Annotated in this window: 38 protein-coding genes; 36 read left to right on the top strand and 2 right to left on the bottom strand. The window is 56.8% G+C overall.

Annotated features, from left to right (window positions below; translation table 11 throughout):
* Positions 1-36: 36 nt before the first annotated feature.
* From tuf to C8C89_RS02655, 3 genes are all read left to right on the top strand, one after another.
* Entirely contained in the window at positions 37-1,227 is a 1,191-nt protein-coding gene (tuf, locus tag C8C89_RS02665; protein WP_101483553.1) for an elongation factor Tu, read from the top strand.
* Positions 1,228-1,406: 179 nt separating this feature from the next.
* Positions 1,407-1,724 (top strand): 30S ribosomal protein S10, encoded by a 318-nt coding sequence (rpsJ, locus tag C8C89_RS02660; RefSeq protein WP_010394389.1) that lies wholly within the window; start codon positions 1,407-1,409, stop codon positions 1,722-1,724.
* Between the two features lie 215 nt (positions 1,725-1,939).
* The gene (locus C8C89_RS02655) at positions 1,940-2,785 is read left to right on the top strand and encodes a DUF817 domain-containing protein (RefSeq protein WP_101483578.1); all 846 of its coding nucleotides are present in this window, start codon (positions 1,940-1,942) and stop codon (positions 2,783-2,785) included.
* Positions 2,786-2,803: 18 nt separating this feature from the next.
* Here C8C89_RS02655 and C8C89_RS02650 read toward each other — a convergent pair whose 3' ends face one another.
* On the bottom strand, positions 2,804-3,352 hold the full coding sequence (locus C8C89_RS02650; protein ID WP_166674661.1) for a tetratricopeptide repeat protein: 549 nt from the start codon (positions 3,350-3,352) through the stop codon (positions 2,804-2,806).
* A gap of 175 nt (positions 3,353-3,527) precedes the next feature.
* Here C8C89_RS02650 and creB point away from each other — a divergent pair, with 175 nt between their 5' ends.
* The 33 genes from creB (at position 3,528) to dsbD (ending at position 24,217) form a co-directional block, all read left to right on the top strand.
* Complete coding sequence (gene creB, locus C8C89_RS02645) at positions 3,528-4,259, top strand: two-component system response regulator CreB (protein WP_101484825.1); 732 nt, start codon at positions 3,528-3,530, stop codon at positions 4,257-4,259.
* Positions 4,256-5,677 (top strand): two-component system sensor histidine kinase CreC, encoded by a 1,422-nt coding sequence (gene creC, locus C8C89_RS02640; RefSeq protein ID WP_101483580.1) that lies wholly within the window; start codon positions 4,256-4,258, stop codon positions 5,675-5,677. The genes creB and creC overlap by 4 nt, the downstream gene beginning before the upstream one ends.
* A gap of 92 nt (positions 5,678-5,769) precedes the next feature.
* Positions 5,770-7,167 (top strand): cell envelope integrity protein CreD, encoded by a 1,398-nt coding sequence (gene creD / locus C8C89_RS02635; protein WP_101483581.1) that lies wholly within the window; start codon positions 5,770-5,772, stop codon positions 7,165-7,167.
* 264 nt (positions 7,168-7,431) lie between these two features.
* Entirely contained in the window at positions 7,432-7,620 is a 189-nt protein-coding gene (locus tag C8C89_RS02630) for a hypothetical protein (RefSeq protein WP_133988819.1), read from the top strand.
* Between the two features lie 366 nt (positions 7,621-7,986).
* Positions 7,987-8,643: a 50S ribosomal protein L3 gene (gene rplC, locus C8C89_RS02625; RefSeq protein ID WP_010394393.1), complete on the top strand. Its 657-nt coding sequence runs from the start codon at positions 7,987-7,989 to the stop codon at positions 8,641-8,643.
* Between the two features lie 3 nt (positions 8,644-8,646).
* Positions 8,647-9,267 (top strand): 50S ribosomal protein L4, encoded by a 621-nt coding sequence (rplD, locus tag C8C89_RS02620; RefSeq protein ID WP_101483583.1) that lies wholly within the window; start codon positions 8,647-8,649, stop codon positions 9,265-9,267.
* Positions 9,264-9,581: a 50S ribosomal protein L23 gene (gene rplW / locus C8C89_RS02615; protein WP_010394398.1), complete on the top strand. Its 318-nt coding sequence runs from the start codon at positions 9,264-9,266 to the stop codon at positions 9,579-9,581. The genes rplD and rplW overlap by 4 nt, the downstream gene beginning before the upstream one ends.
* Positions 9,581-10,408 (top strand): 50S ribosomal protein L2, encoded by an 828-nt coding sequence (gene rplB / locus C8C89_RS02610; protein WP_010394400.1) that lies wholly within the window; start codon positions 9,581-9,583, stop codon positions 10,406-10,408. The genes rplW and rplB overlap by 1 nt, the downstream gene beginning before the upstream one ends.
* 10 nt (positions 10,409-10,418) lie before the next feature.
* Entirely contained in the window at positions 10,419-10,694 is a 276-nt protein-coding gene (gene rpsS, locus C8C89_RS02605; RefSeq protein ID WP_008444295.1) for a 30S ribosomal protein S19, read from the top strand.
* Positions 10,691-11,023 (top strand): 50S ribosomal protein L22, encoded by a 333-nt coding sequence (rplV, locus tag C8C89_RS02600; RefSeq protein WP_170840583.1) that lies wholly within the window; start codon positions 10,691-10,693, stop codon positions 11,021-11,023. The genes rpsS and rplV overlap by 4 nt, the downstream gene beginning before the upstream one ends.
* A 9-nt stretch (positions 11,024-11,032) precedes the next feature.
* The gene (gene rpsC, locus C8C89_RS02595) at positions 11,033-11,857 is read left to right on the top strand and encodes a 30S ribosomal protein S3 (RefSeq protein WP_034753199.1); all 825 of its coding nucleotides are present in this window, start codon (positions 11,033-11,035) and stop codon (positions 11,855-11,857) included.
* Between the two features lie 2 nt (positions 11,858-11,859).
* Complete coding sequence (gene rplP, locus C8C89_RS02590) at positions 11,860-12,279, top strand: 50S ribosomal protein L16 (protein ID WP_034753201.1); 420 nt, start codon at positions 11,860-11,862, stop codon at positions 12,277-12,279.
* A gap of 12 nt (positions 12,280-12,291) precedes the next feature.
* On the top strand, positions 12,292-12,483 hold the full coding sequence (rpmC, locus tag C8C89_RS02585) for a 50S ribosomal protein L29 (RefSeq protein ID WP_010394412.1): 192 nt from the start codon (positions 12,292-12,294) through the stop codon (positions 12,481-12,483).
* Complete coding sequence (gene rpsQ / locus C8C89_RS02580; protein WP_010394415.1) at positions 12,480-12,752, top strand: 30S ribosomal protein S17; 273 nt, start codon at positions 12,480-12,482, stop codon at positions 12,750-12,752. Before rpmC ends, rpsQ begins: the two co-directional genes overlap by 4 nt.
* Before the next feature lie 253 nt (positions 12,753-13,005).
* Positions 13,006-13,374, top strand: a complete 369-nt coding sequence (rplN, locus tag C8C89_RS02575; protein ID WP_008444317.1) for a 50S ribosomal protein L14 — start codon at positions 13,006-13,008, stop codon at positions 13,372-13,374.
* A gap of 9 nt (positions 13,375-13,383) precedes the next feature.
* The gene (gene rplX / locus C8C89_RS02570; protein WP_034753204.1) at positions 13,384-13,698 is read left to right on the top strand and encodes a 50S ribosomal protein L24; all 315 of its coding nucleotides are present in this window, start codon (positions 13,384-13,386) and stop codon (positions 13,696-13,698) included.
* A 6-nt stretch (positions 13,699-13,704) separates the two neighbouring features.
* Positions 13,705-14,244 (top strand): 50S ribosomal protein L5, encoded by a 540-nt coding sequence (gene rplE, locus C8C89_RS02565; RefSeq protein WP_010394421.1) that lies wholly within the window; start codon positions 13,705-13,707, stop codon positions 14,242-14,244.
* A 2-nt stretch (positions 14,245-14,246) separates the two neighbouring features.
* The gene (gene rpsN, locus C8C89_RS02560) at positions 14,247-14,552 is read left to right on the top strand and encodes a 30S ribosomal protein S14 (RefSeq protein ID WP_010394423.1); all 306 of its coding nucleotides are present in this window, start codon (positions 14,247-14,249) and stop codon (positions 14,550-14,552) included.
* Between the two features lie 14 nt (positions 14,553-14,566).
* On the top strand, positions 14,567-14,962 hold the full coding sequence (rpsH, locus tag C8C89_RS02555) for a 30S ribosomal protein S8 (protein WP_034753208.1): 396 nt from the start codon (positions 14,567-14,569) through the stop codon (positions 14,960-14,962).
* 10 nt (positions 14,963-14,972) lie between these two features.
* Entirely contained in the window at positions 14,973-15,506 is a 534-nt protein-coding gene (rplF, locus tag C8C89_RS02550) for a 50S ribosomal protein L6 (RefSeq protein WP_034778281.1), read from the top strand.
* Positions 15,507-15,519: 13 nt separating this feature from the next.
* Positions 15,520-15,882 carry a 50S ribosomal protein L18 gene (rplR, locus tag C8C89_RS02545; protein ID WP_071079767.1) on the top strand — a complete coding sequence of 121 codons (363 nt, stop codon included), beginning with the start codon at positions 15,520-15,522 and terminating at the stop codon, positions 15,880-15,882.
* Between the two features lie 9 nt (positions 15,883-15,891).
* Positions 15,892-16,410 (top strand): 30S ribosomal protein S5, encoded by a 519-nt coding sequence (rpsE, locus tag C8C89_RS02540; protein ID WP_010394433.1) that lies wholly within the window; start codon positions 15,892-15,894, stop codon positions 16,408-16,410.
* 10 nt (positions 16,411-16,420) lie between these two features.
* A complete protein-coding gene (gene rpmD, locus C8C89_RS02535; protein ID WP_010394435.1) occupies positions 16,421-16,600 on the top strand; it encodes a 50S ribosomal protein L30 in 180 nt (59 codons plus the stop codon).
* A 30-nt stretch (positions 16,601-16,630) separates the two neighbouring features.
* Positions 16,631-17,062 carry a 50S ribosomal protein L15 gene (gene rplO, locus C8C89_RS02530; protein ID WP_034753211.1) on the top strand — a complete coding sequence of 144 codons (432 nt, stop codon included), beginning with the start codon at positions 16,631-16,633 and terminating at the stop codon, positions 17,060-17,062.
* A 32-nt stretch (positions 17,063-17,094) separates the two neighbouring features.
* Positions 17,095-18,429 (top strand): preprotein translocase subunit SecY, encoded by a 1,335-nt coding sequence (gene secY, locus C8C89_RS02525; protein ID WP_010394438.1) that lies wholly within the window; start codon positions 17,095-17,097, stop codon positions 18,427-18,429.
* Positions 18,430-18,447: 18 nt separating this feature from the next.
* Positions 18,448-18,666 carry a translation initiation factor IF-1 gene (gene infA, locus C8C89_RS02520; RefSeq protein ID WP_005663428.1) on the top strand — a complete coding sequence of 73 codons (219 nt, stop codon included), beginning with the start codon at positions 18,448-18,450 and terminating at the stop codon, positions 18,664-18,666.
* A 42-nt stretch (positions 18,667-18,708) separates the two neighbouring features.
* Positions 18,709-18,822, top strand: a complete 114-nt coding sequence (rpmJ, locus tag C8C89_RS02515) for a 50S ribosomal protein L36 (RefSeq protein ID WP_010394471.1) — start codon at positions 18,709-18,711, stop codon at positions 18,820-18,822.
* A 14-nt stretch (positions 18,823-18,836) separates the two neighbouring features.
* Positions 18,837-19,202, top strand: a complete 366-nt coding sequence (gene rpsM / locus C8C89_RS02510) for a 30S ribosomal protein S13 (RefSeq protein ID WP_046681666.1) — start codon at positions 18,837-18,839, stop codon at positions 19,200-19,202.
* Positions 19,203-19,219: 17 nt separating this feature from the next.
* Positions 19,220-19,624, top strand: coding sequence for a 30S ribosomal protein S11 (gene rpsK, locus C8C89_RS02505; RefSeq protein ID WP_010394475.1), 405 nt, complete (start codon positions 19,220-19,222; stop codon positions 19,622-19,624).
* 257 nt (positions 19,625-19,881) lie between these two features.
* A complete protein-coding gene (gene rpsD / locus C8C89_RS02500; protein ID WP_010394478.1) occupies positions 19,882-20,505 on the top strand; it encodes a 30S ribosomal protein S4 in 624 nt (207 codons plus the stop codon).
* A 102-nt stretch (positions 20,506-20,607) separates the two neighbouring features.
* Positions 20,608-21,585, top strand: a complete 978-nt coding sequence (rpoA, locus tag C8C89_RS02495) for a DNA-directed RNA polymerase subunit alpha (protein WP_008444343.1) — start codon at positions 20,608-20,610, stop codon at positions 21,583-21,585.
* A 134-nt stretch (positions 21,586-21,719) separates the two neighbouring features.
* Positions 21,720-22,112, top strand: a complete 393-nt coding sequence (rplQ, locus tag C8C89_RS02490; protein ID WP_010394482.1) for a 50S ribosomal protein L17 — start codon at positions 21,720-21,722, stop codon at positions 22,110-22,112.
* A gap of 158 nt (positions 22,113-22,270) precedes the next feature.
* A complete protein-coding gene (dsbD, locus tag C8C89_RS02485) occupies positions 22,271-24,217 on the top strand; it encodes a protein-disulfide reductase DsbD (RefSeq protein ID WP_133988818.1) in 1,947 nt (648 codons plus the stop codon).
* An 87-nt stretch (positions 24,218-24,304) separates the two neighbouring features.
* Here the strand turns inward: dsbD and C8C89_RS02480 are convergent, their stop codons facing one another.
* Positions 24,305-24,838, bottom strand: a complete 534-nt coding sequence (locus C8C89_RS02480; protein ID WP_166674660.1) for a Spy/CpxP family protein refolding chaperone — start codon at positions 24,836-24,838, stop codon at positions 24,305-24,307.
* Between the last annotated feature and the right edge of the window lie 124 nt (positions 24,839-24,962).

The following is a 24,962-nucleotide window of genomic DNA, read 5'->3' as shown; positions in this document are numbered from 1 at the left end:
CCCTACATTTAAATCATTGTTCTAAGGAAGAATAAAATGGCAAAAGGTAAATTCGAACGGACCAAGCCGCACGTCAACGTCGGCACCATCGGCCACGTCGACCACGGTAAAACCACGCTGACCGCTGCAATCGCAACGGTTCTGTCGAAGAAATTCGGCGGCGAAGCTAAAGCATACGACCAGATCGATGCGGCTCCAGAAGAAAAAGCGCGCGGTATCACGATTAACACCGCCCACGTTGAGTACGAAACGGCGACGCGTCACTACGCGCACGTTGACTGCCCAGGTCACGCCGATTACATCAAAAACATGATTACCGGTGCTGCGCAGATGGACGGCGCGATCCTGGTATGCTCGGCAGCTGACGGCCCAATGCCACAGACCCGCGAACACATCCTGCTGGCCCGCCAAGTTGGCGTTCCATACATCATCGTGTTCCTGAACAAGTGCGACCTGGTCGACGACGCAGAGCTGCTGGAACTGGTTGAAATGGAAGTGCGCGAGCTGTTGTCGAAGTACGAATTCCCAGGCGACGACCTGCCTATCATCAAAGGTTCGGCACGTATGGCGCTGGAAGGCAAAGAAGGCGAAATGGGCGTTGACGCAGTATTGCGTCTGGCCGATGCGCTGGATGCTTACATCCCAACGCCAGAGCGCGCTGTTGATGGTGCATTCCTGATGCCAGTGGAAGACGTGTTCTCGATCTCGGGTCGCGGTACCGTTGTGACCGGTCGTATCGAGCGCGGCATTGTTAAAGTCGGCGAAGAGATCGAAATCGTTGGTATCACCGATACCGTCAAAACGACTTGCACCGGCGTGGAAATGTTCCGCAAACTGCTGGACCAAGGTCAAGCAGGCGACAACGTTGGTCTGCTGCTGCGCGGCACCAAGCGTGAAGACGTGCAACGTGGTCAAGTTCTGGCAAAGCCAGGCTCGATCAAGCCGCATGCTCACTTCACCGGCGAGATCTATGTTCTGTCGAAAGACGAAGGCGGCCGTCATACGCCATTCTTCAACAACTACCGTCCACAGTTCTACTTCCGCACGACGGACGTGACTGGTTCGATCGAGTTGCCAGCAGACAAAGAAATGGTTATGCCAGGCGATAACGTGTCGATCACCGTCAAGCTGATCAACCCGATCGCGATGGAAGAAGGTCTGCGCTTCGCTATCCGCGAAGGCGGTCGTACCGTCGGCGCTGGTGTTGTTGCAAAAATCCTGGCTTAATTCTTAAGCCTGCATAAAAGAAGACGCGTCGTCGCCCGGCGCCCTTCTTTTTATTCAACTGCCGGGGTTGGCAAGCATTTTGGTGCTATCATGTCGACCCTGACGGTTGTTGCGTCAGAAATTCCCGTATGACCTCATTGCCGTGCAGACTGCGCGGTTCGTTCTTTTAAGGAAATATCATGTCGGCACCAAACCAAAAAATCCGTATCCGCCTGAAGGCTTTCGATTACAAACTGATCGACCAGTCCGCTCTGGAAATCGTTGAAACCGCGAAGCGCACCGGCGCTGTCGTCAAAGGCCCAGTACCACTGCCTACCCGTATTCAACGTTTCGATGTGCTGCGTTCCCCGCACGTCAACAAAACTTCGCGCGATCAGTTCGAGATCCGTACGCACCAACGCCTGATGGACATCGTTGACCCAACGGACAAAACCGTTGACGCGCTGATGAAGCTGGACCTGCCAGCTGGTGTTGATGTTGAAATCAAACTGCAATAAGAGTTTCAAGGGCAGCTGACAATACCGTAGCATCAGGTGTTGACAGTTGTTCCAGGCTGGCGGGGTGTCCCGCTGTCTGATGATGGGGCCGGGCCTGCTCACAATCGTGAGTGCGCCCGGCCCCATTGCTATTGGTGCTAGGTCGACAATGGCTGCAAGGCCGTACGCGAGCAAAATTGCTTTACAGCGTTGCGGCCGCTCGATAAAGTTCCGGCATGCTCAATGCCCTCGATACCCACCTGTTAAATGCCGCGCCCCGTAACCGCTTGCGCGGCTGGCCGCGTTTCCTGACCGAATTCCTGTATTTTGGCATCAAGGAGGCGAGGTCGTGCCTGTTCGTGGGGCTGTTTTTTACTGCCGTGTTCCTGGTGCCGCGCGCCGGCCTGTTCGGCCTACCGCGTTATGACGTGCTTCTGCTGGTCGCCCTGGCGATCCAGGGCGCGATGGTCTGGCGCGGGCTGGAAACGTGGGATGAGTTGAAAGCCATCTGCCTGTTTCACGCGGTCGGCTTCGCGTTGGAGGTGTTCAAGGTATCGGGGTCGATCCAGTCATGGAGCTATCCTGATTTCGCCTACAGCAAGGTGTTCGGCGTCCCCCTGTTCTCCGGCTTCATGTATGCGGCCGTCGGTAGCTACATCATCCAGACCTGGCGCCTGCTCGACATGCGGATACGCCACCATCCGCCGTACTGGATGGCGGTGCTGATCGCGCTGCTGATCTATGCCAACTTCTTTACCCATCACTACATCGGCGACTATCGCTGGTATCTGGCCGCCTGCGCGCTGGGCTTGTACGCGCGCACCACTGTGGTGTTTCGTCCGCTCGACCGCGACCGCAGCATGCCCTTGCTGCTCGGTTTCGTGCTGGTCGGCTTTTTTATCTGGCTGGCCGAAAACATCAGCACCTTCTGGGGCGTGTGGCGCTATCCCAACCAGCTTGGCGCCTGGTCGGTGGTGCATGTCAGCAAATGGAGCTCATGGTCGCTGCTGGTGGTGATGACGTTCACCATCGTAGCCCACCTCAAGCACATCAAGGCCAGCATCCACGTCGCCCAGTCCTAGGCCGGGCCCTGGGGCCACTTATTGCAGGCTGGCCGCGACTGCTGCAAAGCGTACGCCCAGCGCCGCTTGCGGGCCGCCTTGCAGCTGCCTGGCGTACTGGCGCAGCACTTCCGCCGAATACGTGCGCGCAGCGGGCGACAGCTTCGGCAGCAGCGGTAGCACGCTTTCCAGATAGCCCGTGCCTTCCTGCCACTTCCCTTGCGCCGCCAGCGCCGACGCCAGTTCCACCGTGCGACGGCCGACACGCGCCTCGCTGCGTGGCTGCGCCGCTTCTTCCGTGGCCAGGGCTTGCCGGTACAGTTGCTCCGCTTCGGCATTCTTGCCCTGCAAGCGCTTGATGCGGCCCAGGTTGTACTGGCGCTGGGAGAGGATGTCTGCGCTGGCACCGGCCTGCTCGGCGCTGCGCAGCGCCTGTACGCAAGCCAGTTCCGCTTCGCCAAACTGTCCCTTGAGTTCGGCCGCGTTGCAGGCGTCGTGTTGTGCGTTGGAGGTGGTGAGTGTCGCTGGCGCCGCGCAGGCGGCCAGCAGGCTGACAGCGCATAGCAGGCTGATGGTATGGTTCTTCATAGTCTCCTCGGACGGGTGTTGGACACGGTGTATCAGTGGAGTCATGCTGCAATAAATATACTATAAGTTTTTTTGGCTCGGTGGCTTTTTGCCGGGGCACCGCAAAGCGCGCGATTGACGCCGCTTGCGTGCGTCGGGGATACTCCGGGTCTGTCCACTAATGCGTGCCGCCGCCATGTCCAAGACTGTCCTGATCGTGGAAGATGAACAGGCGATTGCCGACAGCATCGCCTATGCCCTGCGCACGGACGGCTTTACGCCGCGTCATGTGATGTTGGGCGAGCAAGCCCTGGCCGCGCTGCGCCCAACGCCCGGCGAAGCGGCGCAGATGCCCGTTCTGGTGGTGCTCGACGTGGGCTTGCCTGACATGAGCGGGCTGGAAGTGTGTCGCCGCCTGCGCCAGTTTTCTGAAGTGCCAGTGATCTTCCTGACGGCCCGCAGCGACGAGATCGACCGCATCGTCGGCCTGGAAATCGGCGCCGATGATTACGTCACCAAGCCGTTTTCGCCGCGCGAACTGGTGGCGCGCATCCGCGTCATCCTGCGCCGCGCAGGTGTCGCGCCAGCGCCCCGCGAGACTGGCATGGCGATAGCCGCGCCTGTCGCCGCGACCGCTCCGGCCCGCTTCGCGTTGCGCGCGCTGGAGGCGAAAGTACTGTTTCACGGCCAGCCGCTGGACCTGACCCGCTATGAATACCTGTTGCTGAAGACCTTGCTCGAGCATCCGGGCCACGTCCTGTCGCGCGCGCAGCTGATGGAGCGTGTGTGGAGCGGGGCGCCCGACACGCTAGAGCGCACCGTCGATGCGCATGTCAAATCGCTGCGCGCCAAGCTGCGCGCCATCGATGCGCAGGTCGATCCCATTCATACCCACCGTGGCCTCGGCTACAGCCTGAGCGGCGCATGAAGATCGGCCTGCGCATCCTGCTCGGCTACTTCCTGATCGTCGGCCTTGCCGCGTGGTTCCTGTTGAACGTCTTCATGGAGCAGGTCAAGCCTGGCGTGCGCTCGACCCTGGAAGACACCCTGGTCGATACCTCGCAACTGCTGGCTAACCTGGTGGCGCCCGACGTGGCGGCGGGCACGCTGGCACAGTCGCCCATAGCCGAACGCATGCAGGACTACGCGCGCCATGGCGTCGACGTCAATATCAATGGCGTGCGCAAGCGCACGCTCGATTACCGCATTACCATCACGGACCGGCACGGCATCGTGCTGTTCGATTCCAGCGGGCGCGACGTAGGGCGCGACTATTCGCGCTGGAATGACGTGTATCTCACCTTGCAGGGCAAGTATGGCGCGCGCAGCACGCGCAGCCGGCCAGACGACGAGATGTCGACGGTGATGCACGTGGCCGCGCCGATTCGCGACGGCAATGAAGTGATCGGCGTGCTGACGGTGGCCAAGCCGAATGCCAGCGTGCAAGCGTTTGTCGAACGCAGCCAGCGCAAGATATTGCAGCGTGGCGCCATCCTGTTGCTGCTGTCGCTGCTGATCGGCCTGGCATTCGCCTGGTGGTTGCACCATGCGCTGGGCAAGCTGATGCATTACATCGGCGACGTGGAAGCAGGGCGCAAGGTGGCGCTGCCGGCGCTGGGCAAGAACGAGATTGGCACCTTGGGCCGGGCGCTGGAGGCGATGCGCACGCGCCTGGAAGGCAAGGAATATGTGGAGCAGCTGATGCACACGCTGGCGCATGAGTTGAAAAGCCCGATCGCCGCCATCCAGGCCTCGGCGGAACTGCTGCAGGAAGACATGCCGCCGGCCGAGCGGCGCCAGTTCCTGGCCAGTATCCTGGAACAGAACGCGCGTCAGCGGCAGCTGATCGACAAGCTGCTGGCCCTGGTGCGCGTGGAAAAGCAGCAGCGGCTGGAGCATCCCGAGCGCATCGCACTGAGGCCGTTGCTGGCGCAAGTGGCGCAGGACGCGGCCGCCACCCTGGCGGCACGCGGCGTGCGCCTGCAGATGCAGGCGGACGAGGCGAGCGTGGCCGGGGACGCCCTGCTGCTGCGCCAGGCCCTGGGTAACCTGCTCGACAACGCGGCCGGCTTTGCGCCGCCGGGCAGCTGCATCGATCTGACGGCGCATTGCCAGGGCAGCCAGGTGGAAATTGCCGTGCGAGACCAAGGCGCAGGCATCCCCGCGTATGCGCTCGAACGCGTCTTCGAGCGCTTTTATTCCTTGCCGCGCCCGAGCGCGGGCAAGAGTACTGGCCTGGGCCTGCCCTTCGTGCGCGAGGTCGCTTCCCTGCACGGCGGCGCGGTCGAGGTGCTCAATCATGCGGAGGGCGGCGCCTGCGCGCGCCTGTGCCTGCCGCTGGCCTAGGCTCAGCGCACTTTATTTGCCGGCTTCACACAGACTGCATCGTCAGCGCATACAACTTTTTTACACTGGCATTCTTTATTCAAGGATGCGCCATGCAAAAAACTCTATTCGTCAAAGCGTTGATGGTGTTCGGCCTGATGCTGGTGATCGGCCTGCCTTTGCTGATGATTCAGGAAACGATCAAGGAGCGGATGGAATTCCGCCAGGAAGCCGTCGACAGCATCGCCGCCGATTCGGTGCGCGAACAAACCATCATCGGCCCCATCCTGGTGATCCCCTACACGGAACAATATGAAGAGCGCGTGGAAGTGGGGAAGGGCGATGACAAGACACAGGCAGAGAGTGGGCCTGCGCGCACGGAGTTGCTGCGCCGTACGGTGCAGCGCCGCTTGCTCGTGTACCCGAACCTTTTGCTGCAGGTGGGAACCATCGAGACCGACCGCCGCTACCGTGGTATCCACCAGGTGCTGGTGTACAGCGGCCAGCATGCGTTCAAGGGCGACTTCACGGTGCCGAGTCTTGACCAACTGCCGCGCAAGACGCCGGACGCGCGTATTGCCGTCGGCCAGCCTTTCATTGCGCTATCGATCGAGGATGTGCGTGGCATTCACAATATCCCGAAAATCGATTGGGGTGGGCGCCAAATCGAGTTTGAACAGGGCACCGACCTGTTTGCCTTCCGCAGCGGGCTGCACGCGCCGCTGGGCGCCATGCCGCTGGCGCAAACGCAAGAGGTGAAATTCAGCTTTGACCTGGGACTGGACGGCATCGAACGCCAGCATTTCGTGCCGGTGGCGAAAAACAGCCAGATCAGCATCAAGTCGAATTGGCCTCATCCGCAGTTTGGCGGGCGCTTCCTGCCGTCGCCGAAATATCGCCAGATCAACGCCGATGGCTTTCAGACCGAGTGGAACATCTCGTCGCTGGCCAGCAATGCGCAAACGCAGCTGAGCACCATCGAGGGGGAATTCAAGGTGCTCGACAGTGCGCCGCTGGGCCGGGTGGATCGCTTCAGCGTCGGCTTCATCGAGCCGGTGAACGTGTACTCGCAATCGGACCGCGCCACCAAATATGGATTGCTGTTCGTGGCGCTGACCTTTGCCGCCTTCTTCATCTTTGAAATTTTGAAAAGCCTGCCGATCCATCCGGTGCAGTATTTGCTGGTGGGCCTGTCGCTGGTGATCTTCTTCCTGCTGCTGGTGGGCCTGGCCGAGCATATCGCCTTCCTCGCCGCCTATCTGATTGCCAGCGCCGCCTGTATCGTGCTGACCAGCTTTTACCTGACTTACGTACTCAGGAGCACCGGGCGCGCGATCGGCTTTGGCGTGGCCCTGATGGTGCTGTATGGCGCCTTGTACGGCTTGCTGAACTCGGAAAACAATGCGCTGGTGATGGGCAGCATTCTATTGTTTGCCGTGCTGGCGGCCATCATGGTGGTAACGCGCAAGGTGGACTGGTATCAGATTGGCAGAGGATCAGCGCAAGAGTAGGGCGGCGATATGTGCCCGGCTGCGGCATGGCATTGGCGAGTTGCAGATGATTCCGCGGCTCGCCATTTGTATGGCTGAAGGCGAGCGCGCCAAACGCATAAACTTATCTGGTTTCTACATAAATTGGTGTTTGGTTGGTATTGTTTACGGTATTCTATTGGTGTTACTTTTTTAGTAATGGCGGGCCGTCCGTAGTGTCGTGATGGCGTGGCGGTCCTGCCGGTTCTTCCATCATTTTGTAGATAACCCGAACGGAGACATACCATGATCAAGAACACCACGGCCTTCCTGTTTGCGCTCGGCCTGAGCGCTTCGTATGCGTTTGCCGGCAATGACTGCACGCTGGAGTGTGCCATCCGGGCCAATGTGTGTTCGGGCGGCATGCCCGGCTCGGCCTCCAGTCCCATCTGTGAGATGATTTACAAGCATTGCATCGAGCAGTGCAAGGTCTGAAATGAGGTGCGCCCGCGTGTGCACCATGCGTGATTGACGAGGTGAAGAGGGCGCGTATGCTGTGTACGCGCCCTCGTTGTTTCTGTCGCTGCCAGCGTGTGCCGCGCGCGCTGTTCATCGCTTCAAGGCCGCATGCGGCCGCGCTTTGGGTGCTTTGCATTGCCTTGCAGCAGCGTTTTTCAAGCCCGCCGACAACTCCCGCAGGGGCGTCGCGCAACACTTTGACATACCTCGTGTTAACTTGTTGCGTCAAGGGTTTTTGTGCTATATACTAGCCGGCTTCGGTATGGATTCGTCTTTTTTGAGTCCTACGTTACTTTGTAGTTAAACAAGCCCCGCCCAATCGCAGGTGGGAATGGAGAAAAAATGAGCCTAGGCCTTCTCGGTCGCAAGGTTGGTATGATGCGCATTTTCACGGATGAAGGGGATTCGATCCCGGTCACCGTGTTGGACGTATCGAACAACCGTGTTGCGCAAATCAAAACCCCTGAAACAGATGGTTACTCCGCTGTTCAGGTCGCATTCGGTCAACGTCGCGCTTCCCGCGTGACCAAAGCTGTTGCTGGTCATCACGCTAAAGCTGGTGTTGAAGCCGGTACTCTGTTGAAAGAGTTCCGTGTCGACGCTGCTAAAGCCGCTGAACTGAAAGCTGGCGATGTTGTCGCTGCTTCCCTGTTCGAAGTCGGTCAAAAGATCGACGTGCAAGGCGTTACCATCGGTAAAGGCTATGCAGGCGTTATCAAACGTTACCACTTCGCTTCTGGCCGTGCAACGCACGGTAACTCGCGTTCGCATAACGTTCCAGGTTCCATCGGTATGGCACAAGATCCAGGTCGCGTTTTCCCTGGTAAGCGCATGACCGGTCATCTGGGTGACGTTAACCGTACGATCCAGAACCTCGTGATCGCCCGTATCGATGCCGACCGTCAGCTGTTGCTGGTCAAAGGCGCGATTCCAGGTGCGAAAAATGGCCAGGTAGTTGTCTCGCCAGCCATCAAAACCAAAGCCAAGAAGGGAGCTTAAACGATGGAACTCAAGCTTCTGAATGCGCAAGGTCAAGCCGCCTCGAACGTTGCTGCAGCCGATACGATTTTCGGCCGTGACTACAATGAAGCGCTGATCCACCAAGTCGTCATCGCTTATCAAGCGAATGCACGTAGTGGTAACCGCAAGCAAAAAGACCGTGAAGAAGTTCACCACACGACGAAAAAGCCATGGCGCCAAAAAGGTACCGGCCGCGCTCGTGCTGGTATGTCGTCGTCGCCACTGTGGCGCGGCGGTGGTCGGATTTTCCCGAACTCGCCTGACGAAAACTTCACCCACAAAGTGAACAAAAAAATGTATCGCGCAGGTATCTGCTCGATCCTGTCGCAGCTGGCTCGCGAAGAGCGCCTGATCGTCATCGACGATCTGACGATCGACGCGCCAAAAACCAAGCTGCTGTCGCAAAAATTGAGCGGCCTGGGCTTTGATTCGGTTCTGATCATCACCGACGTTCTGAACGAAAACCTGGAACTGGCATCGCGCAACCTGCCTAACGTACTCGTCGTTGAGCCACGTCACGCAGACCCGATGTCCCTGGTGTTCTACAAGAAGATCTTGGTCACCAAAGCTGCATTGGCTAAGATTGAGGAGATGCTGGCATGAGCGCGATTTTGAAACATAGCGAAGAACGCTTGATGAAGGTGCTGTTGGCGCCGGTCATTTCCGAAAAGGCCACCATGGTCGCGGAAAAGAACGAGCAAATTGTATTCCGCGTACTGCCGGATGCAACCAAGCCTGAAATCAAGGCAGCGGTCGAACTGCTGTTCAAGGTTGAAGTTCTGTCCGTGCAAACTGCAAACCGCGAAGGTAAGCAAAAGCGCACCGGCAAGTTCAACGGTCGTCGTAACCATACCAAGCGTGCTTTCGTGTGCCTGAAGCCTGGCCAGGAAATCAACTTCTCCGAGGAGGCTGCATAATGGCACTCGTTAAGATGAAACCAACCTCGCCAGGCCGTCGCGGCATGGTAAAGGTGGTGAACCCAGATCTGTACAAAGGTCGTCCGTTCGCTGCCCTGGTTGAAAAGAAATCCAAGACCGCTGGTCGTAACAACAACGGTCACATCACCACCCGTCATATCGGTGGTGGTCATAAGCAACACTATCGCCTGATCGACTTCAAGCGCACCAAAGATGGTATTCCAGCGAAAGTGGAACGTATCGAATACGATCCAAACCGCACCGCGAATATCGCTCTGCTGTGCTACGCCGACGGCGAACGTCACTACATCATCGCAACCAAAGGCATGGCCGTTGGCGACAGCGTGATGAACGGTTCGGAAGCACCGATCAAATCGGGTAACTGCTTGCCAATCCGTAACATCCCAGTCGGCACCGTGATGCATTGCGTCGAGATGCTGCCAGGTAAAGGTGCCCAAATGGCACGTACCGCTGGTGCTGGTGTTGTGCTGATGGCGCGTGAAGGTACCTACGCTCAAGTGCGTCTGCGCTCGGGTGAAGTACGTCGCGTGCACATCGAGTGCCGTGCAACGGTTGGTGAAGTCGGCAATGCCGAGCACAGCCTGCGTAAAATCGGTAAAGCTGGCGCGATGCGCTGGCGCGGTGTTCGTCCTACCGTTCGCGGTGTGGTCATGAACCCGGTCGATCACCCGCACGGTGGTGGTGAAGGTAAAACAGCAGCTGGTCGTCATCCAGTTTCGCCATGGGGCCAACAGACCAAGGGTAAGAAAACACGCAGCAACAAGCGTACGACTTCCATGATCGTCTCGCGCCGCGGCAAGAAATAAGGGGTAGCACATGACACGTTCATTGAAAAAAGGGCCGTTCTGTGACGCCCACCTGGTGAAAAAAGTTGAAGCCGCGCAAGCAGCCAAAGACAAAAAGCCAATCAAAACCTGGTCGCGTCGTTCGACAATCATGCCTGACTTCATCGGCCTGACGATCGCGGTTCATAACGGCAAGCTGCACGTGCCGGTTTATGTTTCCGAAAACATGGTTGGTCACAAGCTCGGCGAATTCGCACTGACCCGTACGTTCAAGGGCCATGCAGCTGACAAAAAGGCTAAGAAATAATGGAAACTAAAGCTATCCTCAAAGGTGTGCGCCTGTCGGACCAAAAGGGCCGCCTGGTTGCTGACCTGATCCGTGGCAAGAAAGTTGACGCTGCACTCAACATCTTGCAATTCAGCCCGAAAAAAGGTGCTGCGATCATCAAACGCGTTCTGGAATCCGCTATTGCGAATGCCGAGCACAATGATGGCGCGGACATCGACGAATTGTTCGTGAAAACGATCTACGTCGAAAAGGGCCCCGTCCTGAAGCGCTTCACCGCGCGTGCAAAAGGCCGTGGCGACCGTATTTCGAAACAATCCTGTCACGTTTACGTGACTGTCGGTAACTAAGGAGCCACGATGGGTCAGAAAATTCATCCAACCGGTTTCCGTCTGGCGGTCACCCGTAACTGGGCTTCGCGCTGGTATGCAGGCAACGGTAATTTCGCTGCCATGCTGAACGAAGACTTGAAAGCACGTGCTTACCTGAAAAAGAAACTGAAGAACGCTTCCGTTGGCCGCATCGTTATCGAGCGCCCAGCCAAGAACGCGCGATTCACGATCTACAGCTCGCGTCCAGGCGTGGTCATTGGTAAAAAAGGCGAAGACATCGAAGTACTGAAGTCCGCGCTGACCAAGATCATGGGCGTACCTGTTCACGTGAACATCGAAGAAATTCGCAAGCCAGAAATCGACTCGCAACTGATCGCCGATTCGATCGCTCAGCAGCTGGAAAAACGGATCATGTTCCGCCGCGCCATGAAGCGTGCAATGCAAAATGCAATGCGCCTGGGTGCTCTCGGTATCAAGATCATGTCGTCCGGCCGTCTGAACGGTATCGAAATCGCGCGTAAAGAGTGGTACCGCGAAGGCCGCGTGCCTCTGCATACCCTGCGCGCCGATATCGACTACGGTACCAGCGAAGCGTCGACCACCTACGGCATCATCGGTGTCAAGGTGTGGGTATACAAAGGTGACCGCGCGCCTAACGGCGATGCACCAGTCATCGATACCCCAGCTGACGAGAAGAAAAGCCGCGGCCCACGCCGTGACGATGGCAAGCCAGCTGGCCGTCCACGTCCAGCCGGTGCCGGTGCGAAACCATCCACAGCACCAGGTGCACGTGTGCGTACCGCCGCTAAACCGGCCGCCGCAGCAGCACCAGCTGAGAAAGCAGGAGAATAATCATGCTGCAACCAGCACGCAGAAAGTATCGTAAAGAGCAGAAAGGCCGTAACACCGGTATTTCGCACAGCCGCGGCACCGCCGTGTCGTTTGGCGAATTCGGTCTGAAGGCAGTTGCGCGCGGTCGTATCACTGCGCGTCAAATTGAAGCGGCGCGTCGTGCAATGACGCGTCACATCAAGCGCGGTGGCCGTATCTGGATCCGTATTTTCCCGGACAAACCGATTTCGAACAAACCGGCTGAAGTCCGTATGGGTAACGGTAAAGGTAATCCTGAGTACTACGTCGCTGAAATTCAGCCAGGCAAAGTACTGTACGAAATGGATGGCGTTGATGAAGCGCTGGCACGGGAAGCATTCCGTCTTGCCGCCGCTAAACTGCCACTGGCGACGACGTTTGTCATCCGCCAAGTCGGCCAATAATTGGAGTTGTATATGAAAGCATCTGAACTCCGCGGCAAGGACCAGCCAGCTCTGCAAAAAGAGCTGAATGACCTGTTGAAGGCACAGTTCGGCCTGCGCATGCAAATCGCTACGCAGCAGCTGAGCAACACTTCGCAGCTCAAGAAGGTACGCCGCGATATCGCGCGTGTGAAGACGGTAATGAATCTGAAGGAAGCCAAATGAACGAACCAGTGAAACAGTCGCTCAAGCGCACGCTGATCGGTAAAGTGGTTTCGGACAAGATGGACAAGACCGTTACCGTTCTGATCGAGCGCCACGTAAAACATCCTTTGTATGGCAAGATCATCATGCGCTCGAACAAGTATCACGCGCATGACGAGACCAACCAAGTCAAGGCCGGTGATACGGTCGAGATCCAGGAAGGTCGCCCGATCTCCAAAACGAAGGCATGGACGGTGACACGTGTGGTTCAAGCCGCACCAACCGTTTAAATAAAAACCACCGTTTCGGCGGTGGGTTTTAATTAGTACTTGCAGGCCCGCAAATTGTATGTAATACTTGCGGGCTTCGTTCATGTAACGCCGCAAAGTGTCTGGCCACAGACAGTAGCATTCGCGGTCAGTTGATGTATGAAGGTCATGCACCCAAACAGTGAAGCCCAGCAGGGCGGCTCTGGCGGGACCAAGACTGACCGTGGGTCTACATTGTGTGGATTCTTCGGCTTAAGTTGGGAAAGAGAATACTATGATTCAAACTGAAAGCCGGCTCGAAGTGGCTGACAATACCGGTGCCAAAGAAGTAATGTGCATCAAGGTATTGGGCGGCTCCAAGCGCCGTTATGCTGGCATTGGCGATGTGATCAAGGTAACCGTTAAGGTTGCTGCGCCACGTGGCCGTGTCAAAAAAGGTGAAATTTATAACGCCGTGGTTGTGCGCACCGCTAAAGGTGTTCGCCGCCAAGACGGTTCCCTGGTGAAGTTCGACGGCAACGCCGCCGTTCTGTTGAACGCCAAGCTGGAACCGATCGGTACCCGTATTTTTGGACCTGTCACACGCGAACTGCGTACTGAGAAGTTCATGAAAATCGTGTCCCTGGCACCGGAAGTCCTGTAAGGAGTCGTAATGGATAAGATTCGTAAAAACGACGAAGTCATCGTTCTGACCGGGAAAGACAAGGGCAAACGTGGTGTGGTACAGCAGCGTATCGATGCTGAACATATCGTGGTTGATGGCATTAACATCGCTAAAAAAGCGACTAAGCCAAACCCGATGACTGGCGTAACTGGTGGTATCGTCGATAAGACCATGCCAATTCACGTGTCCAACGTTGCATTGTTTAATGCAGCGACTGGCAAGGCAGATCGCGTGGGTTTCAAAGAAGTGGACGGCAAGAAAGTCCGCATCTTTAAATCCTCCGGCGAAGTAGTGAAGGCTTAAGAAATCATGGCACGTCTCCAAGAATTCTATAAAGAAAAAGTCGTTGCCGACCTGACCAGCAAGTTTGGTTACAAGTCGGTAATGGAAGTTCCACGCCTGACCAAAATCACCCTGAACATGGGTGTTGGTGAGGCTATCGCGGATAAAAAAGTTCTCGAGCACGCAGTTGCTGACTTGACCAAGATCGCCGGCCAGAAGCCAGTGACCACCAAGTCCCGCAAAGCGATCGCAGGCTTCAAAATCCGTGAAGGTTACCCGATCGGTACGATGGTCACCCTGCGCGGCGCTCGCATGTACGAGTTCCTGGATCGCTTCATTACCGTGGCTCTGCCGCGCGTACGCGATTTCCGTGGTGTGAACGGCCGTGCATTTGATGGTCGTGGTAACTACAACATCGGTGTCAAGGAACAGATCATTTTCCCTGAAATCGAATACGACAAGATTGACGCGTTGCGCGGTATGAATATCAGCATCACGACAACCGCTAAGACCGATGACGAAGCCAAAGCTTTGCTCGCCGCCTTTAAATTCCCTTTCAGGAACTGATCATGGCCAAACTGTCACTGATTAATCGTGAGATCAAGCGTGCTGACCTGGTGGCGAAATTCGCCCCTAAGCGCGAAGCTCTCAAGGCCATCGTCGATGACCAATCGAAATCGGAAGAAGAGCGCTACGAAGCTCGCCTGAAATTGCAGGCGCTGCCACGTAACTCGAACCCGACGCGTCAACGTAATCGTTGCGCCATCACCGGTCGTCCGCGCGGCACATTCCGTAAATTCGGTCTGGGTCGTATCAAGCTCCGTGAATTCGCCATGCGTGGTGAAATTCCGGGTATGACAAAAGCAAGCTGGTAATAGGAGAATATGCAATGAGTATGAGCGATCCTATCGCCGATATGCTGACCCGCATTCGCAATGCACAAGGCGTGCAAAAGACGACCGTGGCCATGCCATCGTCGAAAGTCAAAATTGCGATTGCCAGCGTCCTGAAGGACGAGGGTTACATTGAAGATTTCGCTGTTGCCGAAGCTGGTGGCAAAGCGGAACTGAAAATCGGTTTGAAGTATTATGTTGGCCGTCCCGTTATTGAGCGCTTGGAGCGCGTGTCCCGTCCGGGTCTGCGCGTCTACAAGGGTAAAGACGAGATCCCTGTTGTGATGAATGGCTTGGGTGTGGCGATCGTGTCGACTCCGCAAGGCGTCATGACTGACCGCAAAGCACGCGCTACCGGTGTCGGCGGCGAAGTTATTTGCTACGTGGCTTAAGGAGTTACACATGTCTCGAGTAGCTAAAATGCCTATCGTAGTGCCAGCTGGCGCCGAAGTCGCCATCTCCGCACAAGCGATCACCGTAAAAGGCCCGCTGGGCGTACTTTCCCAGGCCCTTACCGGTCAGGTCAAAGTAGAAAACAATGCAGGAACCCTGAGTTTCGACGTGGCGAACGACAGCCGCGAAGCCAATGCCATGTCCGGCACGCTGCGCGCACTGGTCAACAACATGGTTGTTGGCGTCACCAAGGGTTTCGAGAAAAAGCTGAACCTGGTAGGCGTGGGTTACAAGGCGCAAGCTCAAGGCGACAAGTTGAATCTGTCCCTGGGTTTCTCGCACCCTGTAGTGCATGACATGCCAGCTGGCGTTACCTGCGCAACACCAACCCCGACCGAGATCCTGATTAAAGGTATCGACCGTCAACAGGTTGGTCAGGTAGCCGCTGAAGTTCGTGCTTACCGCGCTCCTGAGCCTTATAAAGGCAAGGGCGTTCGCTATGCGGACGAAGTGGTTAAGCTTAAAGAAACCAAGAAGAAGTAATTAGGGGCTGACGATGGATAAGAAAGAATCACGGCTTCGCCGCGGACGCCAAACCCGCATCAAGATTGCGGAATTGAAAGTAAATCGCTTGTCGGTGCATCGCACCAACCTGCACATTTACGCCAACCTGATCAGCCCGGATGCAAAAATCCTGGTTTCGGCCTCGACGGCTGAAGCGGAAGTTCGCGCTGAACTGGCAGGCCAATCCGGCAAAGGCGGCAATGCCGCTGCTGCAGCCTTGATCGGCAAGCGCGTCGCTGAAAAAGCGTTGAAAGCAGGGATTACCGAAGTTGCGTTTGACCGCTCCGGTTTCCGTTACCACGGCCGTGTGAAAGCGTTGGCAGAAGCCGCACGCGAAGCCGGTCTGAAGTTCTAAGGATCAATCATGGCAAAAATGCAAGCAAAAATGCAAAGCGACAAGCCGGATGATGGCATGCGCGAAAAAATGATCGCGATCAACCGCGTGACCAAAGTGGTCAAGGGTGGTCGTATCATGGGTTTCGCCGCGCTGACCGTAGTTGGTGATGGCGATGGCCGCGTCGGCATGGGCAAGGGCAAATCGAAAGAAGTGCCAGTTGGCGTGCAGAAGGCAATGGAAGAAGCCCGTCGCAACCTGATCAAAGTACCGCTCAAAAACGGTACCTTGCATCACACGGTTGTTGGTCGTCACGGCGCCTCCAAGGTCCTGATGAACCCAGCTAAGCCTGGTACTGGCGTTATCGCTGGTGGCGCAATGCGCGCTATCTTCGAAGTGATGGGCGTGACGGACGTGGTGGCGAAATCCACCGGTTCGAACAACCCATACAACCTGGTACGCGCTACGCTGGACGGCCTGTCGAAAATGAGCACTGCTTCCGATATCGCTGCCAAACGCGGCAAGTCGGTCGAAGACATTCTGGCTTAAGGTGGACAAAATGACAAACACAGTCAAAGTGCAATTGGTCAAGGGCTTGATCGGTACGCGCGAATCGCATCGCGCTACCGTGCGCGGTCTGGGTCTGCGTCGTGTAAATTCGGTTTCCGAATTGCAAGACACCCCATCCGTACGCGGCATGATCAATAAAGTATCGTATCTCGTTAAAGTTGTCGGGTAAGCCTTCGGGCTTACACGAACGGAGCAAATCATGGAATTGAATACTATTGCACCAGCCGAAGGCGCTAAGCACTACAAGCGTCGCGTCGGTCGCGGTATCGGCTCCGGCCTGGGTAAAACCTCGGGTCGTGGTCACAAAGGTCAGAAATCGCGTTCGGGCGGCTTTCATAAAGTCGGTTTCGAAGGCGGTCAGATGCCTCTGCAACGCCGTCTGCCTAAGCGCGGTTTCAAATCGATGCACGCAACCTTCAAAGCTGAAGTGCGCCTGTCCGATCTGAACAACCTGGCTGTTGGCGATGTCGACATTCTGGTCTTGAAGCAAGCTGGCGTTCTGGGCGTGTTGGCCCGTGACGTGCGCGTGATCTTGTCCGGCGAAATCACCAAAGCGGTGAATTTGAAGGGCTTGAAAGTGTCCGCTGGCGCGAAAGCAGCCATCGAAGCAGCCGGCGGCTCGGTAGCCTGAGTTGACCGCTAACAGCTTGATCGGAGCGAAAATTGGCGACTAATCCACAACTTGCTAAAAGTGCAGCGGCCGGTTTCCCTTGGGGACGGCTCTGGTTTTTGCTTGGCGCATTGGTGGTTTATCGTATCGGTGCTCACGTCCCGGTTCCCGGGATTGACCCGACACAATTAGCCTCGCTGTTCAAGGAGCACGAAGGCGGCGTCCTGGGCATGTTCAACATGTTCTCGGGCGGTGCCTTGTCTCGTTTTACAGTGTTTGCGCTGGGTATCATGCCTTATATCTCGGCCTCGATCATCATGCAGTTGCTGTCGATCGTGTCACCGCAGATGGAAGCGTTGAAAAAAGAAGGCGAAGCAGGTCGTCGCAAGATCACCCAGTACACCCGGTATTTCACGGTTGCCCTGGCACTGTTCCAAGCGTTGGGCATTGCAGTCGCACTGGAGTCGCAAGCTGGTCTCGTGTTGGAACCTGGTCTTGCATTCCGCTTCGTGACGGTCGTCACTTTGTTGACCGGTACAATGTTTTTGATGTGGTTGGGTGAGCAAATTACCGAGCGTGGTTTGGGTAATGGCATCTCGATCATCATTTTTGCCGGGATTGCAGCAGGTCTGCCGTCGGCGTTGGGTGGCTTGTTCACTCAGGTGTCGAATGGTTCGATCGGCAGCTTCAGCGCGATTTTCATCGTGATTCTGGTAGCACTGGTAACGTACTTCGTTGTATTCGTCGAACGTGGTCAGCGCAAAATATTGGTCAATTACGCGAAGCGCCAGGTAGGCAACAAGATTTATGGCGGTCAAACCAGCCATTTGCCGTTGAAGCTGAACATGGCCGGCGTGATCCCGCCGATCTTTGCTTCTTCGATCATCTTGTTTCCGGCCACTATCGTGGACTGGTTTTCAAAGGGCGCCGACAACGCTAACCCTGCGGTGCGGTTCTTGAAAGATTTGGCAGCATCGATGGGGCCTGGTGAGCCTATCCATGCGCTGTTGTACGCAGTGGCTATCGTGTTTTTCTGTTTCTTCTATACAGCGCTGGTGTTTAACAGCAAGGAAACAGCGGATAACTTGAAGAAAAGCGGTGCGTTCATTCCCGGGATCCGTCCAGGCGAGCAAACAGCCCGTTACATCGACAAGATCCTGACACGCTTGACACTTGCCGGCGCAGTCTACATCACCCTGGTGTGTTTATTGCCGGAATTTATGCAAGCCCAGTGGAAAGTACCATTCTATTTCGGCGGTACTTCTTTATTGATTATTGTAGTTGTCACCATGGATTTCATGGCGCAAGTACAGAACTACGTGATGTCGCAGCAATATGATTCGCTGCTGCGCAAAGCAAATTTCAAGGGCGGAATTCCGACGCGTTAAGCGCGGTAAACATACCGAATGGCAAAAGACGACGTCATACAGATGCAGGGCGAGATTCTTGAGAATCTCCCAAATGCAACATTTCGAGTGAAGCTGGAGAACGGACACGTGGTGCTCGGGCATATTTCAGGTAAAATGCGGATGAACTATATTCGCATTCTCCCTGGAGACAAGGTGACGGTGGAGTTAACGCCGTACGACCTGAGCCGAGCCCGCATTGTGTTCCGTACCAAGTAACACACTGAATCAAACCAAAGAAGCGAAAGAAAGAGCCCAAAAATGAAAGTTCTCGCATCAGTCAAGCGGATCTGCCGCAACTGCAAGATCATCAAGCGCAAAGGCGTAGTCCGCGTAATCTGCGTGGAACCACGTCACAAGCAGCGTCAAGGTTAATCGAGGAATAACAAATGGCACGTATTGCAGGGGTTAATATCCCAAATCATCAGCATACCGTTATCGGCCTGACGGCCATCTACGGTGTGGGCCGTCCACGCGCAGAGAAAATCTGTGCATCGACCGGTGTAGCAACCAACAAAAAGATCAAAGATCTGGATGACAGCGAACTGGAAAAACTGCGCGATGAAGTAGGTAAATTCATCGTCGAAGGCGATCTGCGTCGTGAACTGTCCATGAACATCAAGCGTTTGATGGATCTGGGTTGCTACCGCGGCATGCGTCATCGTAAGGGTCTGCCTTGCCGTGGCCAGCGTACGCGTACGAACGCACGTACCCGCAAGGGACCGCGTAAAGCCGCTCAATCGCTGAAAAAATAATCCGCTAGGGAATAATTATGGCTAAGTCGCAAAATAACGCCGCATCAGCACGCGTGCGTAAAAAAGTTAAAAAGAACGTCGCTGAAGGCATTGCACATGTCCACGCTTCGTTCAATAACACCATCATTACCATCACCGATCGTCAAGGCAATGCCTTGTCGTGGGCTACCTCCGGCGGTGCAGGCTTCAAGGGTTCGCGTAAATCGACCCCGTTCGCAGCGCAGGTCGCCGCGGAAGCCGCTGGTAAAGTGGCTGTTGAGTGTGGCGTCAAGAACCTGGAAGTACGTATCAAGGGCCCAGGTCCTGGTCGTGAGTCCGCCGTTCGCGCGCTGAACAACCTGGGCATCAAGATCACCGAGATCCAGGACGTGACGCCGGTACCGCACAACGGTTGCCGTCCACCGAAACGTCGTCGTATCTAAGATAGTGTTGCAGAGGGCGCTTCGGCGCCAGCTGCTTTGCTGTCTGTTGTAACTCAGTACAGTTGTGTGAAATCGCTGGAGCAGGGAGCCGGAAACGGTTATACTGCCCGGCTGTTCTTGCCTGTCAAATTCAATTTGACGGGTTTTTCGTTTTCAGCCACCGTCTGATTGAAACCAAATCAGACTAGCGCCTAACCGCATCAGTGTGTTTCATCATGCATGTGGCTGGGGCGTTATCATTAAAAAAAGGAAGTATCGTGGCACGTTATATCGGACCTAAAGCAAAACTCTCCCGCCGTGAAGGTACTGACCTGTTCCTGAAGAGCGCACGTCGCTCGCTGGACAGCAAGTGCAAACTGGACGTCAAACCAGGCCAGCACGGTGTCAAATCCGGCGCCCGCACCTCGGACTACGGTAACCAACTGCGCGAAAAGCAAAAAGTCAAGCGCATGTACGGCGTGCTGGAACGTCAATTCCGCCGCTACTTCGCTGAAGCAGACCGTCGTAAAGGCAACACCGGCGAAACGCTGTTGAAGTTGCTGGAAACGCGTCTGGACAACGTTTGCTACCGCATGGGCTTTGGCTCGACCCGCGCTGAAGCGCGTCAATTGGTCAGCCACAAAGCGTTCACCGTGAACGGTATCGTTGTCAACATCGCTTCGTACGCTGTCAAAGTTGGCGACATCGTTGCTGTTCGTGAAAAATCGAAAAAGCAAGTGCGTATCGTTGAAGCACTGTCGCTGGCTGAACAAGTCGGCATGCCTAGCTGGGTTTCGGTTGATGCCAAGAAAATGGAAGGTACCTTCAAGTCCCTGCCAGAGCGTAACGAAATCGCTAACGACGTCAACGAATCGCTGATCGTCGAGCTGTACTCGCGTTAATAGTAGTTAGCACCATCACCGCCCACTCGATCGAGTGGGCGTTTTACTAATGCCATCAGCCTTATCGGTGTAATGAGCCGAGGGTATTGAAAAGGACATTTCATGCAAAACAGTTTGTTGAAGCCACGTATTATCGATGTTGAAGCTCTCGGTGCCGGTCACGCCAAAGTCGTGATGGAGCCGTTCGAGCGCGGCTATGGCCACACATTGGGTAACGCGTTGCGCCGCGTTCTGCTGTCGTCGATGGTAGGCTATGCGCCAACCGAAGTGACGATCGCTGGCGTCGTCCACGAATATTCCTCCCTCGATGGCGTGCAAGAAGACGTCGTCGATCTGTTGCTGAACTTGAAGGGTGTGGTTTTCAAAGTCCACAACCGCGATTCGGTAACCCTGACCCTGAAAAAAGAAGGCGAAGGCGCGATCCTGGCCTCCGACATCGACCTGCCGCATGACGTCGAACTGATCAACCCTGACCACGTGATCGCCCACCTGACCGCCGGTGGCAAGCTGGACATGCAGATCAAGGTTGAAAAAGGCCGCGGCTACGTTCCTGGTAACGTGCGTCGCCTGTCGGAAGACACGAACAAGACCATCGGTCGCATCATCCTGGACGCGTCGTTCTCGCCAGTGCGCCGTGTATCGTACTTCGTTGAATCGGCCCGCGTTGAACAGCGTACCGACCTGGACAAGCTGATCATCAACATCGAAACCAACGGCGTGATCTCGCCGGAAGAAGCGATCCGCCAGTCGGCCCGCGTTCTGGTGGACCAGTTGAATGTGTTCGCTGCCCTGGAAGGCACGGAAGCTGCCGCCGAAGCGCCATCGCGCGCTCCGCTGGTCGATCCTATCCTGTTGCGTCCAGTCGACGATCTGGAGTTGACCGTGCGTTCGGCGAACTGCCTGAAAGCGGAAAACATCTACTACATCGGCGACCTGATCCAACGTTCGGAAAACGAACTGCTGAAAACGCCAAATCTGGGTCGCAAGTCCCTGAACGAAATCAAGGAAGTGCTGGCATCGCGCGGCTTGACCTTGGGCATGAAGCTGGAAAACTGGCCGCCTGCAGGCCTGGAAAAGTAATTCGTAGTTGTAGCAAACTGCCTGGGACAGGTGTCCCAGGCTTTTATTTTTGAAGTAACAAACCGGCCCGCGATGTTGCACTAGCTTCATCGATCGAAGAGCTGGAATTTAAACACTCACCGAAAGGATTTATCATGCGTCACGGTCACGGCCTCCGTAAACTGAATCGTACCTCGTCCCACCGTCTGGCAATGCTGCGCAACATGACAGTATCGCTGCTGCGTCACGAAGCGATCAAAACCACCCTGCCAAAAGCAAAAGAACTGCGCCGCGTTGTCGAGCCAATTCTGACCCTGGGCAAAACTGACTGCCTGGCAAACAAGCGTCTGGCTTTCAACCGCCTGCGCGATCGTGAAATGGTCTTGAAGCTGTTCGCTGAACTGGGCCCACGTTACGCCAACCGTAACGGCGGCTATGTGCGTATCCTGAAAATGGGTTTCCGCGTCGGCGATAACGCTCCTATGGCGTTCGTTGAACTGATGGATCGTCCAGATACGACCGAAGCAGTTGAAATCGCTGGCGAGTAATCCCAGTAATTGCATCTAAGAAAGCCAGGCCTAGCCTGGCTTTTTTGTTTTCTGCTGCAGCTATCCTTTCAGCGGTGTACTATTCTCCTTTCGCGCCGGCCCGGCACATGCGCTGCCTGCTCCGCGCGTCCTCTGTCGAATGGTTGAAAAGGTAGTTCATGTCCCGTTTCCCCTCCAGCGCCACTGCGGGCGCCGCGCCGCGCCATCCTTTCCTCACCTGGTTTGCGGCCTGCCTCTTCCTGTTGATCGCCGTTGTTGGCGCCGGCCATGCCCGTGCCGACGATGAGTTCCTTGATCCCGAGCTGGCTTTCAAATTTTCCGCCCGCATGCAGGACCCGGCCACCATCGCCGTCACCTATGTGATTGCCGATGGTTACTATATGTACCACGAGCGCTTCAAGTTCGACGCCGTGGGCGCCAAGCTGGGCACGCCCGTGTATCCGGCCGGCAAGGTCAAGTTTGACGACACTTTCCAGAAGAACGTGGAAACGTTCCGCAAGACCCTCACCATCACCATTCCTGTCGAGGCGGCTGGTGCGTTTACCCTGAAGGCGACGGGACAGGGCTGTTCCGACAAGGGATTGTGCTATGCGCCGCAGGATGCTACGGTCCAGCTGGTGGGTGGTGGCGGCGGCCAGAGCATGGCGCCCGGTGGCGTGGCATCGAAGTTCGCCTTGCCGGCCGCGCCGGCAGCCGACACGGCGGCCGTCAACGGCCCGCAGGCGCAAGCGTCGCCTGGCGTATCAGTGATAAGCATCGCCAATCCCGATATCACGGCCACGCCCGACCCGGTGGCGGTGGCTCCCGTGGCGGCAAACCCGGCGCCGGCGCAGAACGAGCTGGGCAAGATCGAATCGGCGCTGAAGGGAGGCAAGCTGCTGGTCATCGTGCCCCTGTTCATGTTGCTGGGCCTGGGGCTGGCGTTCACCCCGTGCGTGCTGCCGATGGTGCCGATCTTGTCGTCGATCATCATCGGCGATGGTGCCAAGGTCAGCCGCTCACGTGGCTTGCTGTTGTCGCTGACATACGCGCTGGGCATGGCCATCGTCTACACGGCGCTGGGCGTGGCAGCCGGCTTGGCGGGCGAAGGCCTCGCGGCCAAGCTGCAAAATCCGTGGGTGCTTGGCGTTTTCGCCTTGCTGATGGCGGGCCTGGCGCTGTCGATGTTCGGCTTGTATGAGTTGCAAGTGCCAGCTTTCCTGCAGGGCAAGCTGACATCCGTGTCGAACCAGCAGTCGTCGGGCCGCCTGGCGGGCGTATTTGTCATGGGCGCCATTTCCGCCCTGATCGTGGGGCCATGCGTGGCCGCGCCGCTGGCCGGCGCCTTGCTGTACATCAGCCAGACCCGCGACGTCGTCATCGGCGGCGGCGCCCTGTTTGCCATGGCCGTGGGCATGAGCGTGCCTTTGCTGTTGGTGGGTATTTCGGCCGGCACCTTGCTGCCCCGTGCCGGAGCCTGGATGGATGCCGTCAAGCGCTTCTTTGGTGTGCTGCAATTGGGCGTGGCCTGGTGGCTGGTCTCGCCCGTGCTACCGGGTGCCGTGCAGATGCTGGGCTGGACGGTGCTGTTCGTCGGTTACGGCATGTATCTGCTGGTGGGCAAGAGCGGCGCGAAGAACGCCTGGGTAGCCAAGGCCTTCGGCCTGGTGTTTGCCGTGTTGGGCGTGCTGCAACTGGTCGGCGTGGCCAGCGGTGGGCGCGACCCGCTGGCGCCGTTGGCCCACTTGGGCGGCGGACAGGTACATGCGCAGCCGTTTACGCGCGTGAAAACCGTGGCGCAGCTCGACGCGGCGCTGGCGCAGCTCAATGGCAAGCCAGCCTTGCTGGATTTTTATGCGGACTGGTGCGTGTCCTGCATTGAAATGGAAAAGCTGACCTTTGTCGACCCTGCCGTGCGCGAGAAGATGGGACAGGCCGTGCTGCTGCAAGTGGACGTGACGGCCAATGACGCCGACGACAAGGCCATGCTGAAGCGTTTCCAGTTGTTCGGCCCACCGGGGATCATCATGTTCAACCCGCAGGGTCAGGAAATCGCCCAGTCGCGCGTGATCGGTTTCCAAAATGCATCGACGTTCCTGACTTCCCTGCGCAAGCTCGAGGAGTAGGTCGGGTTAGCCCGTCAGGGCGTAACCCGACACCACCGTACACGCCAACAAAGTTGTTGGGTTACGGTCCTGCGGACCTAATCCGACTTACCCAGCTTTGGGATGCTCCTGCATGCCGTGGTGGCCACCACGATGGCCGCCATGCTTGCCGCCAGGCACGTTGTCATCAAATACTTTCTTTTGCTCCGGCGTCAGTACGGCATAGAAGGTTTTCAGCGAGGCCAAACGGCTTTCCTGGCCGGCGATGCGTTCCTTCGACATGGCAATCCATTGCTCCATACGTTCCGGCGCCGACAGCTTGGCCATCGCTTCGTGCCTGGCCTTCCAGTCGCCCATCGGCTTCTTCGGCGCGTTGGCGGCCGTGAAGGCGGTCCAGGCCGGTTCCTGTGCGGCTGTCAGTTTCAGCTTGTCGTGCAGGCGGGCCTGGTATTTGGCCATGCGTTCGGCGGGATTGCCACCACGGTGCTGGCCGCGCTGGCCGTCATGTTGCATCTTGGTACTGGCGGCAGGCGCACTGGCCGCCGCTTCCTGGGCGTGGACGGTCAGCGATGCCGCACCCATGCCGAGTACGCTCATGGCGATGATCAAGTTCTTGCGCAAGGTTGTCATTGAGGCGTTCATCTGGATTCCTTTGTAAAAGATGAGGGATGTACATGTTGCTGCACATGAATCCATGTTGGACGCGCCATGTTTCTCCGAAGTGTCCGCTGCCAGACAGTTTGTATCTATATGTTTCTTCGGGTCT

Origin of the sequence: Janthinobacterium sp. 75, from assembly GCF_004365495.1 — a bacterium.
Taxonomy (GTDB): Bacteria; Pseudomonadota; Gammaproteobacteria; order Burkholderiales; family Burkholderiaceae_D; genus Janthinobacterium.
Note: the sequence above shows the minus strand (reverse complement) of the source record. Positions and strands in the feature narration are given on the sequence as shown.

Excerpts from the sequence above, each read along its gene's own strand:
- rplP (WP_034753201.1), top strand. The coding sequence starts at position 11,860 with ATGCTGCAACCAGCACGCAGAAAGTATCGTAAAGAGCAGAAAGGCCGT.
- rplQ (WP_010394482.1), top strand. The coding sequence starts at position 21,720 with ATGCGTCACGGTCACGGCCTCCGTAAACTGAATCGTACCTCGTCCCAC.
- C8C89_RS02630 (WP_133988819.1), top strand. The coding sequence starts at position 7,432 with ATGATCAAGAACACCACGGCCTTCCTGTTTGCGCTCGGCCTGAGCGCT.
- rpsN (WP_010394423.1), top strand. The coding sequence starts at position 14,247 with ATGGCCAAACTGTCACTGATTAATCGTGAGATCAAGCGTGCTGACCTG.
- rplB (WP_010394400.1), top strand. The coding sequence starts at position 9,581 with ATGGCACTCGTTAAGATGAAACCAACCTCGCCAGGCCGTCGCGGCATG.
- rplW (WP_010394398.1), top strand. The coding sequence starts at position 9,264 with ATGAGCGCGATTTTGAAACATAGCGAAGAACGCTTGATGAAGGTGCTG.
- rplO (WP_034753211.1), top strand. The coding sequence starts at position 16,631 with ATGGAATTGAATACTATTGCACCAGCCGAAGGCGCTAAGCACTACAAG.
- rpsC (WP_034753199.1), top strand. The coding sequence starts at position 11,033 with ATGGGTCAGAAAATTCATCCAACCGGTTTCCGTCTGGCGGTCACCCGT.
- rpoA (WP_008444343.1), top strand. The coding sequence starts at position 20,608 with ATGCAAAACAGTTTGTTGAAGCCACGTATTATCGATGTTGAAGCTCTC.
- rplF (WP_034778281.1), top strand. The coding sequence starts at position 14,973 with ATGTCTCGAGTAGCTAAAATGCCTATCGTAGTGCCAGCTGGCGCCGAA.
- C8C89_RS02480 (WP_166674660.1), bottom strand. The coding sequence starts at position 24,838 with ATGAACGCCTCAATGACAACCTTGCGCAAGAACTTGATCATCGCCATG.
- rpsM (WP_046681666.1), top strand. The coding sequence starts at position 18,837 with ATGGCACGTATTGCAGGGGTTAATATCCCAAATCATCAGCATACCGTT.
- rplE (WP_010394421.1), top strand. The coding sequence starts at position 13,705 with ATGGCACGTCTCCAAGAATTCTATAAAGAAAAAGTCGTTGCCGACCTG.
- dsbD (WP_133988818.1), top strand. The coding sequence starts at position 22,271 with ATGTCCCGTTTCCCCTCCAGCGCCACTGCGGGCGCCGCGCCGCGCCAT.
- rpsH (WP_034753208.1), top strand. The coding sequence starts at position 14,567 with ATGAGTATGAGCGATCCTATCGCCGATATGCTGACCCGCATTCGCAAT.
- rpsQ (WP_010394415.1), top strand. The coding sequence starts at position 12,480 with ATGAACGAACCAGTGAAACAGTCGCTCAAGCGCACGCTGATCGGTAAA.
- creC (WP_101483580.1), top strand. The coding sequence starts at position 4,256 with ATGAAGATCGGCCTGCGCATCCTGCTCGGCTACTTCCTGATCGTCGGC.
- rplN (WP_008444317.1), top strand. The coding sequence starts at position 13,006 with ATGATTCAAACTGAAAGCCGGCTCGAAGTGGCTGACAATACCGGTGCC.
- rpsJ (WP_010394389.1), top strand. The coding sequence starts at position 1,407 with ATGTCGGCACCAAACCAAAAAATCCGTATCCGCCTGAAGGCTTTCGAT.
- rpmD (WP_010394435.1), top strand. The coding sequence starts at position 16,421 with ATGACAAACACAGTCAAAGTGCAATTGGTCAAGGGCTTGATCGGTACG.
- creD (WP_101483581.1), top strand. The coding sequence starts at position 5,770 with ATGCAAAAAACTCTATTCGTCAAAGCGTTGATGGTGTTCGGCCTGATG.
- tuf (WP_101483553.1), top strand. The coding sequence starts at position 37 with ATGGCAAAAGGTAAATTCGAACGGACCAAGCCGCACGTCAACGTCGGC.
- rpsS (WP_008444295.1), top strand. The coding sequence starts at position 10,419 with ATGACACGTTCATTGAAAAAAGGGCCGTTCTGTGACGCCCACCTGGTG.
- rpmJ (WP_010394471.1), top strand. The coding sequence starts at position 18,709 with ATGAAAGTTCTCGCATCAGTCAAGCGGATCTGCCGCAACTGCAAGATC.
- creB (WP_101484825.1), top strand. The coding sequence starts at position 3,528 with ATGTCCAAGACTGTCCTGATCGTGGAAGATGAACAGGCGATTGCCGAC.
- C8C89_RS02655 (WP_101483578.1), top strand. The coding sequence starts at position 1,940 with ATGCTCAATGCCCTCGATACCCACCTGTTAAATGCCGCGCCCCGTAAC.
- rpsK (WP_010394475.1), top strand. The coding sequence starts at position 19,220 with ATGGCTAAGTCGCAAAATAACGCCGCATCAGCACGCGTGCGTAAAAAA.
- C8C89_RS02650 (WP_166674661.1), bottom strand. The coding sequence starts at position 3,352 with ATGAAGAACCATACCATCAGCCTGCTATGCGCTGTCAGCCTGCTGGCC.
- rpsE (WP_010394433.1), top strand. The coding sequence starts at position 15,892 with ATGGCAAAAATGCAAGCAAAAATGCAAAGCGACAAGCCGGATGATGGC.
- rplD (WP_101483583.1), top strand. The coding sequence starts at position 8,647 with ATGGAACTCAAGCTTCTGAATGCGCAAGGTCAAGCCGCCTCGAACGTT.
- rplC (WP_010394393.1), top strand. The coding sequence starts at position 7,987 with ATGAGCCTAGGCCTTCTCGGTCGCAAGGTTGGTATGATGCGCATTTTC.
- infA (WP_005663428.1), top strand. The coding sequence starts at position 18,448 with ATGGCAAAAGACGACGTCATACAGATGCAGGGCGAGATTCTTGAGAAT.
- rpmC (WP_010394412.1), top strand. The coding sequence starts at position 12,292 with ATGAAAGCATCTGAACTCCGCGGCAAGGACCAGCCAGCTCTGCAAAAA.
- rplR (WP_071079767.1), top strand. The coding sequence starts at position 15,520 with ATGGATAAGAAAGAATCACGGCTTCGCCGCGGACGCCAAACCCGCATC.
- rplX (WP_034753204.1), top strand. The coding sequence starts at position 13,384 with ATGGATAAGATTCGTAAAAACGACGAAGTCATCGTTCTGACCGGGAAA.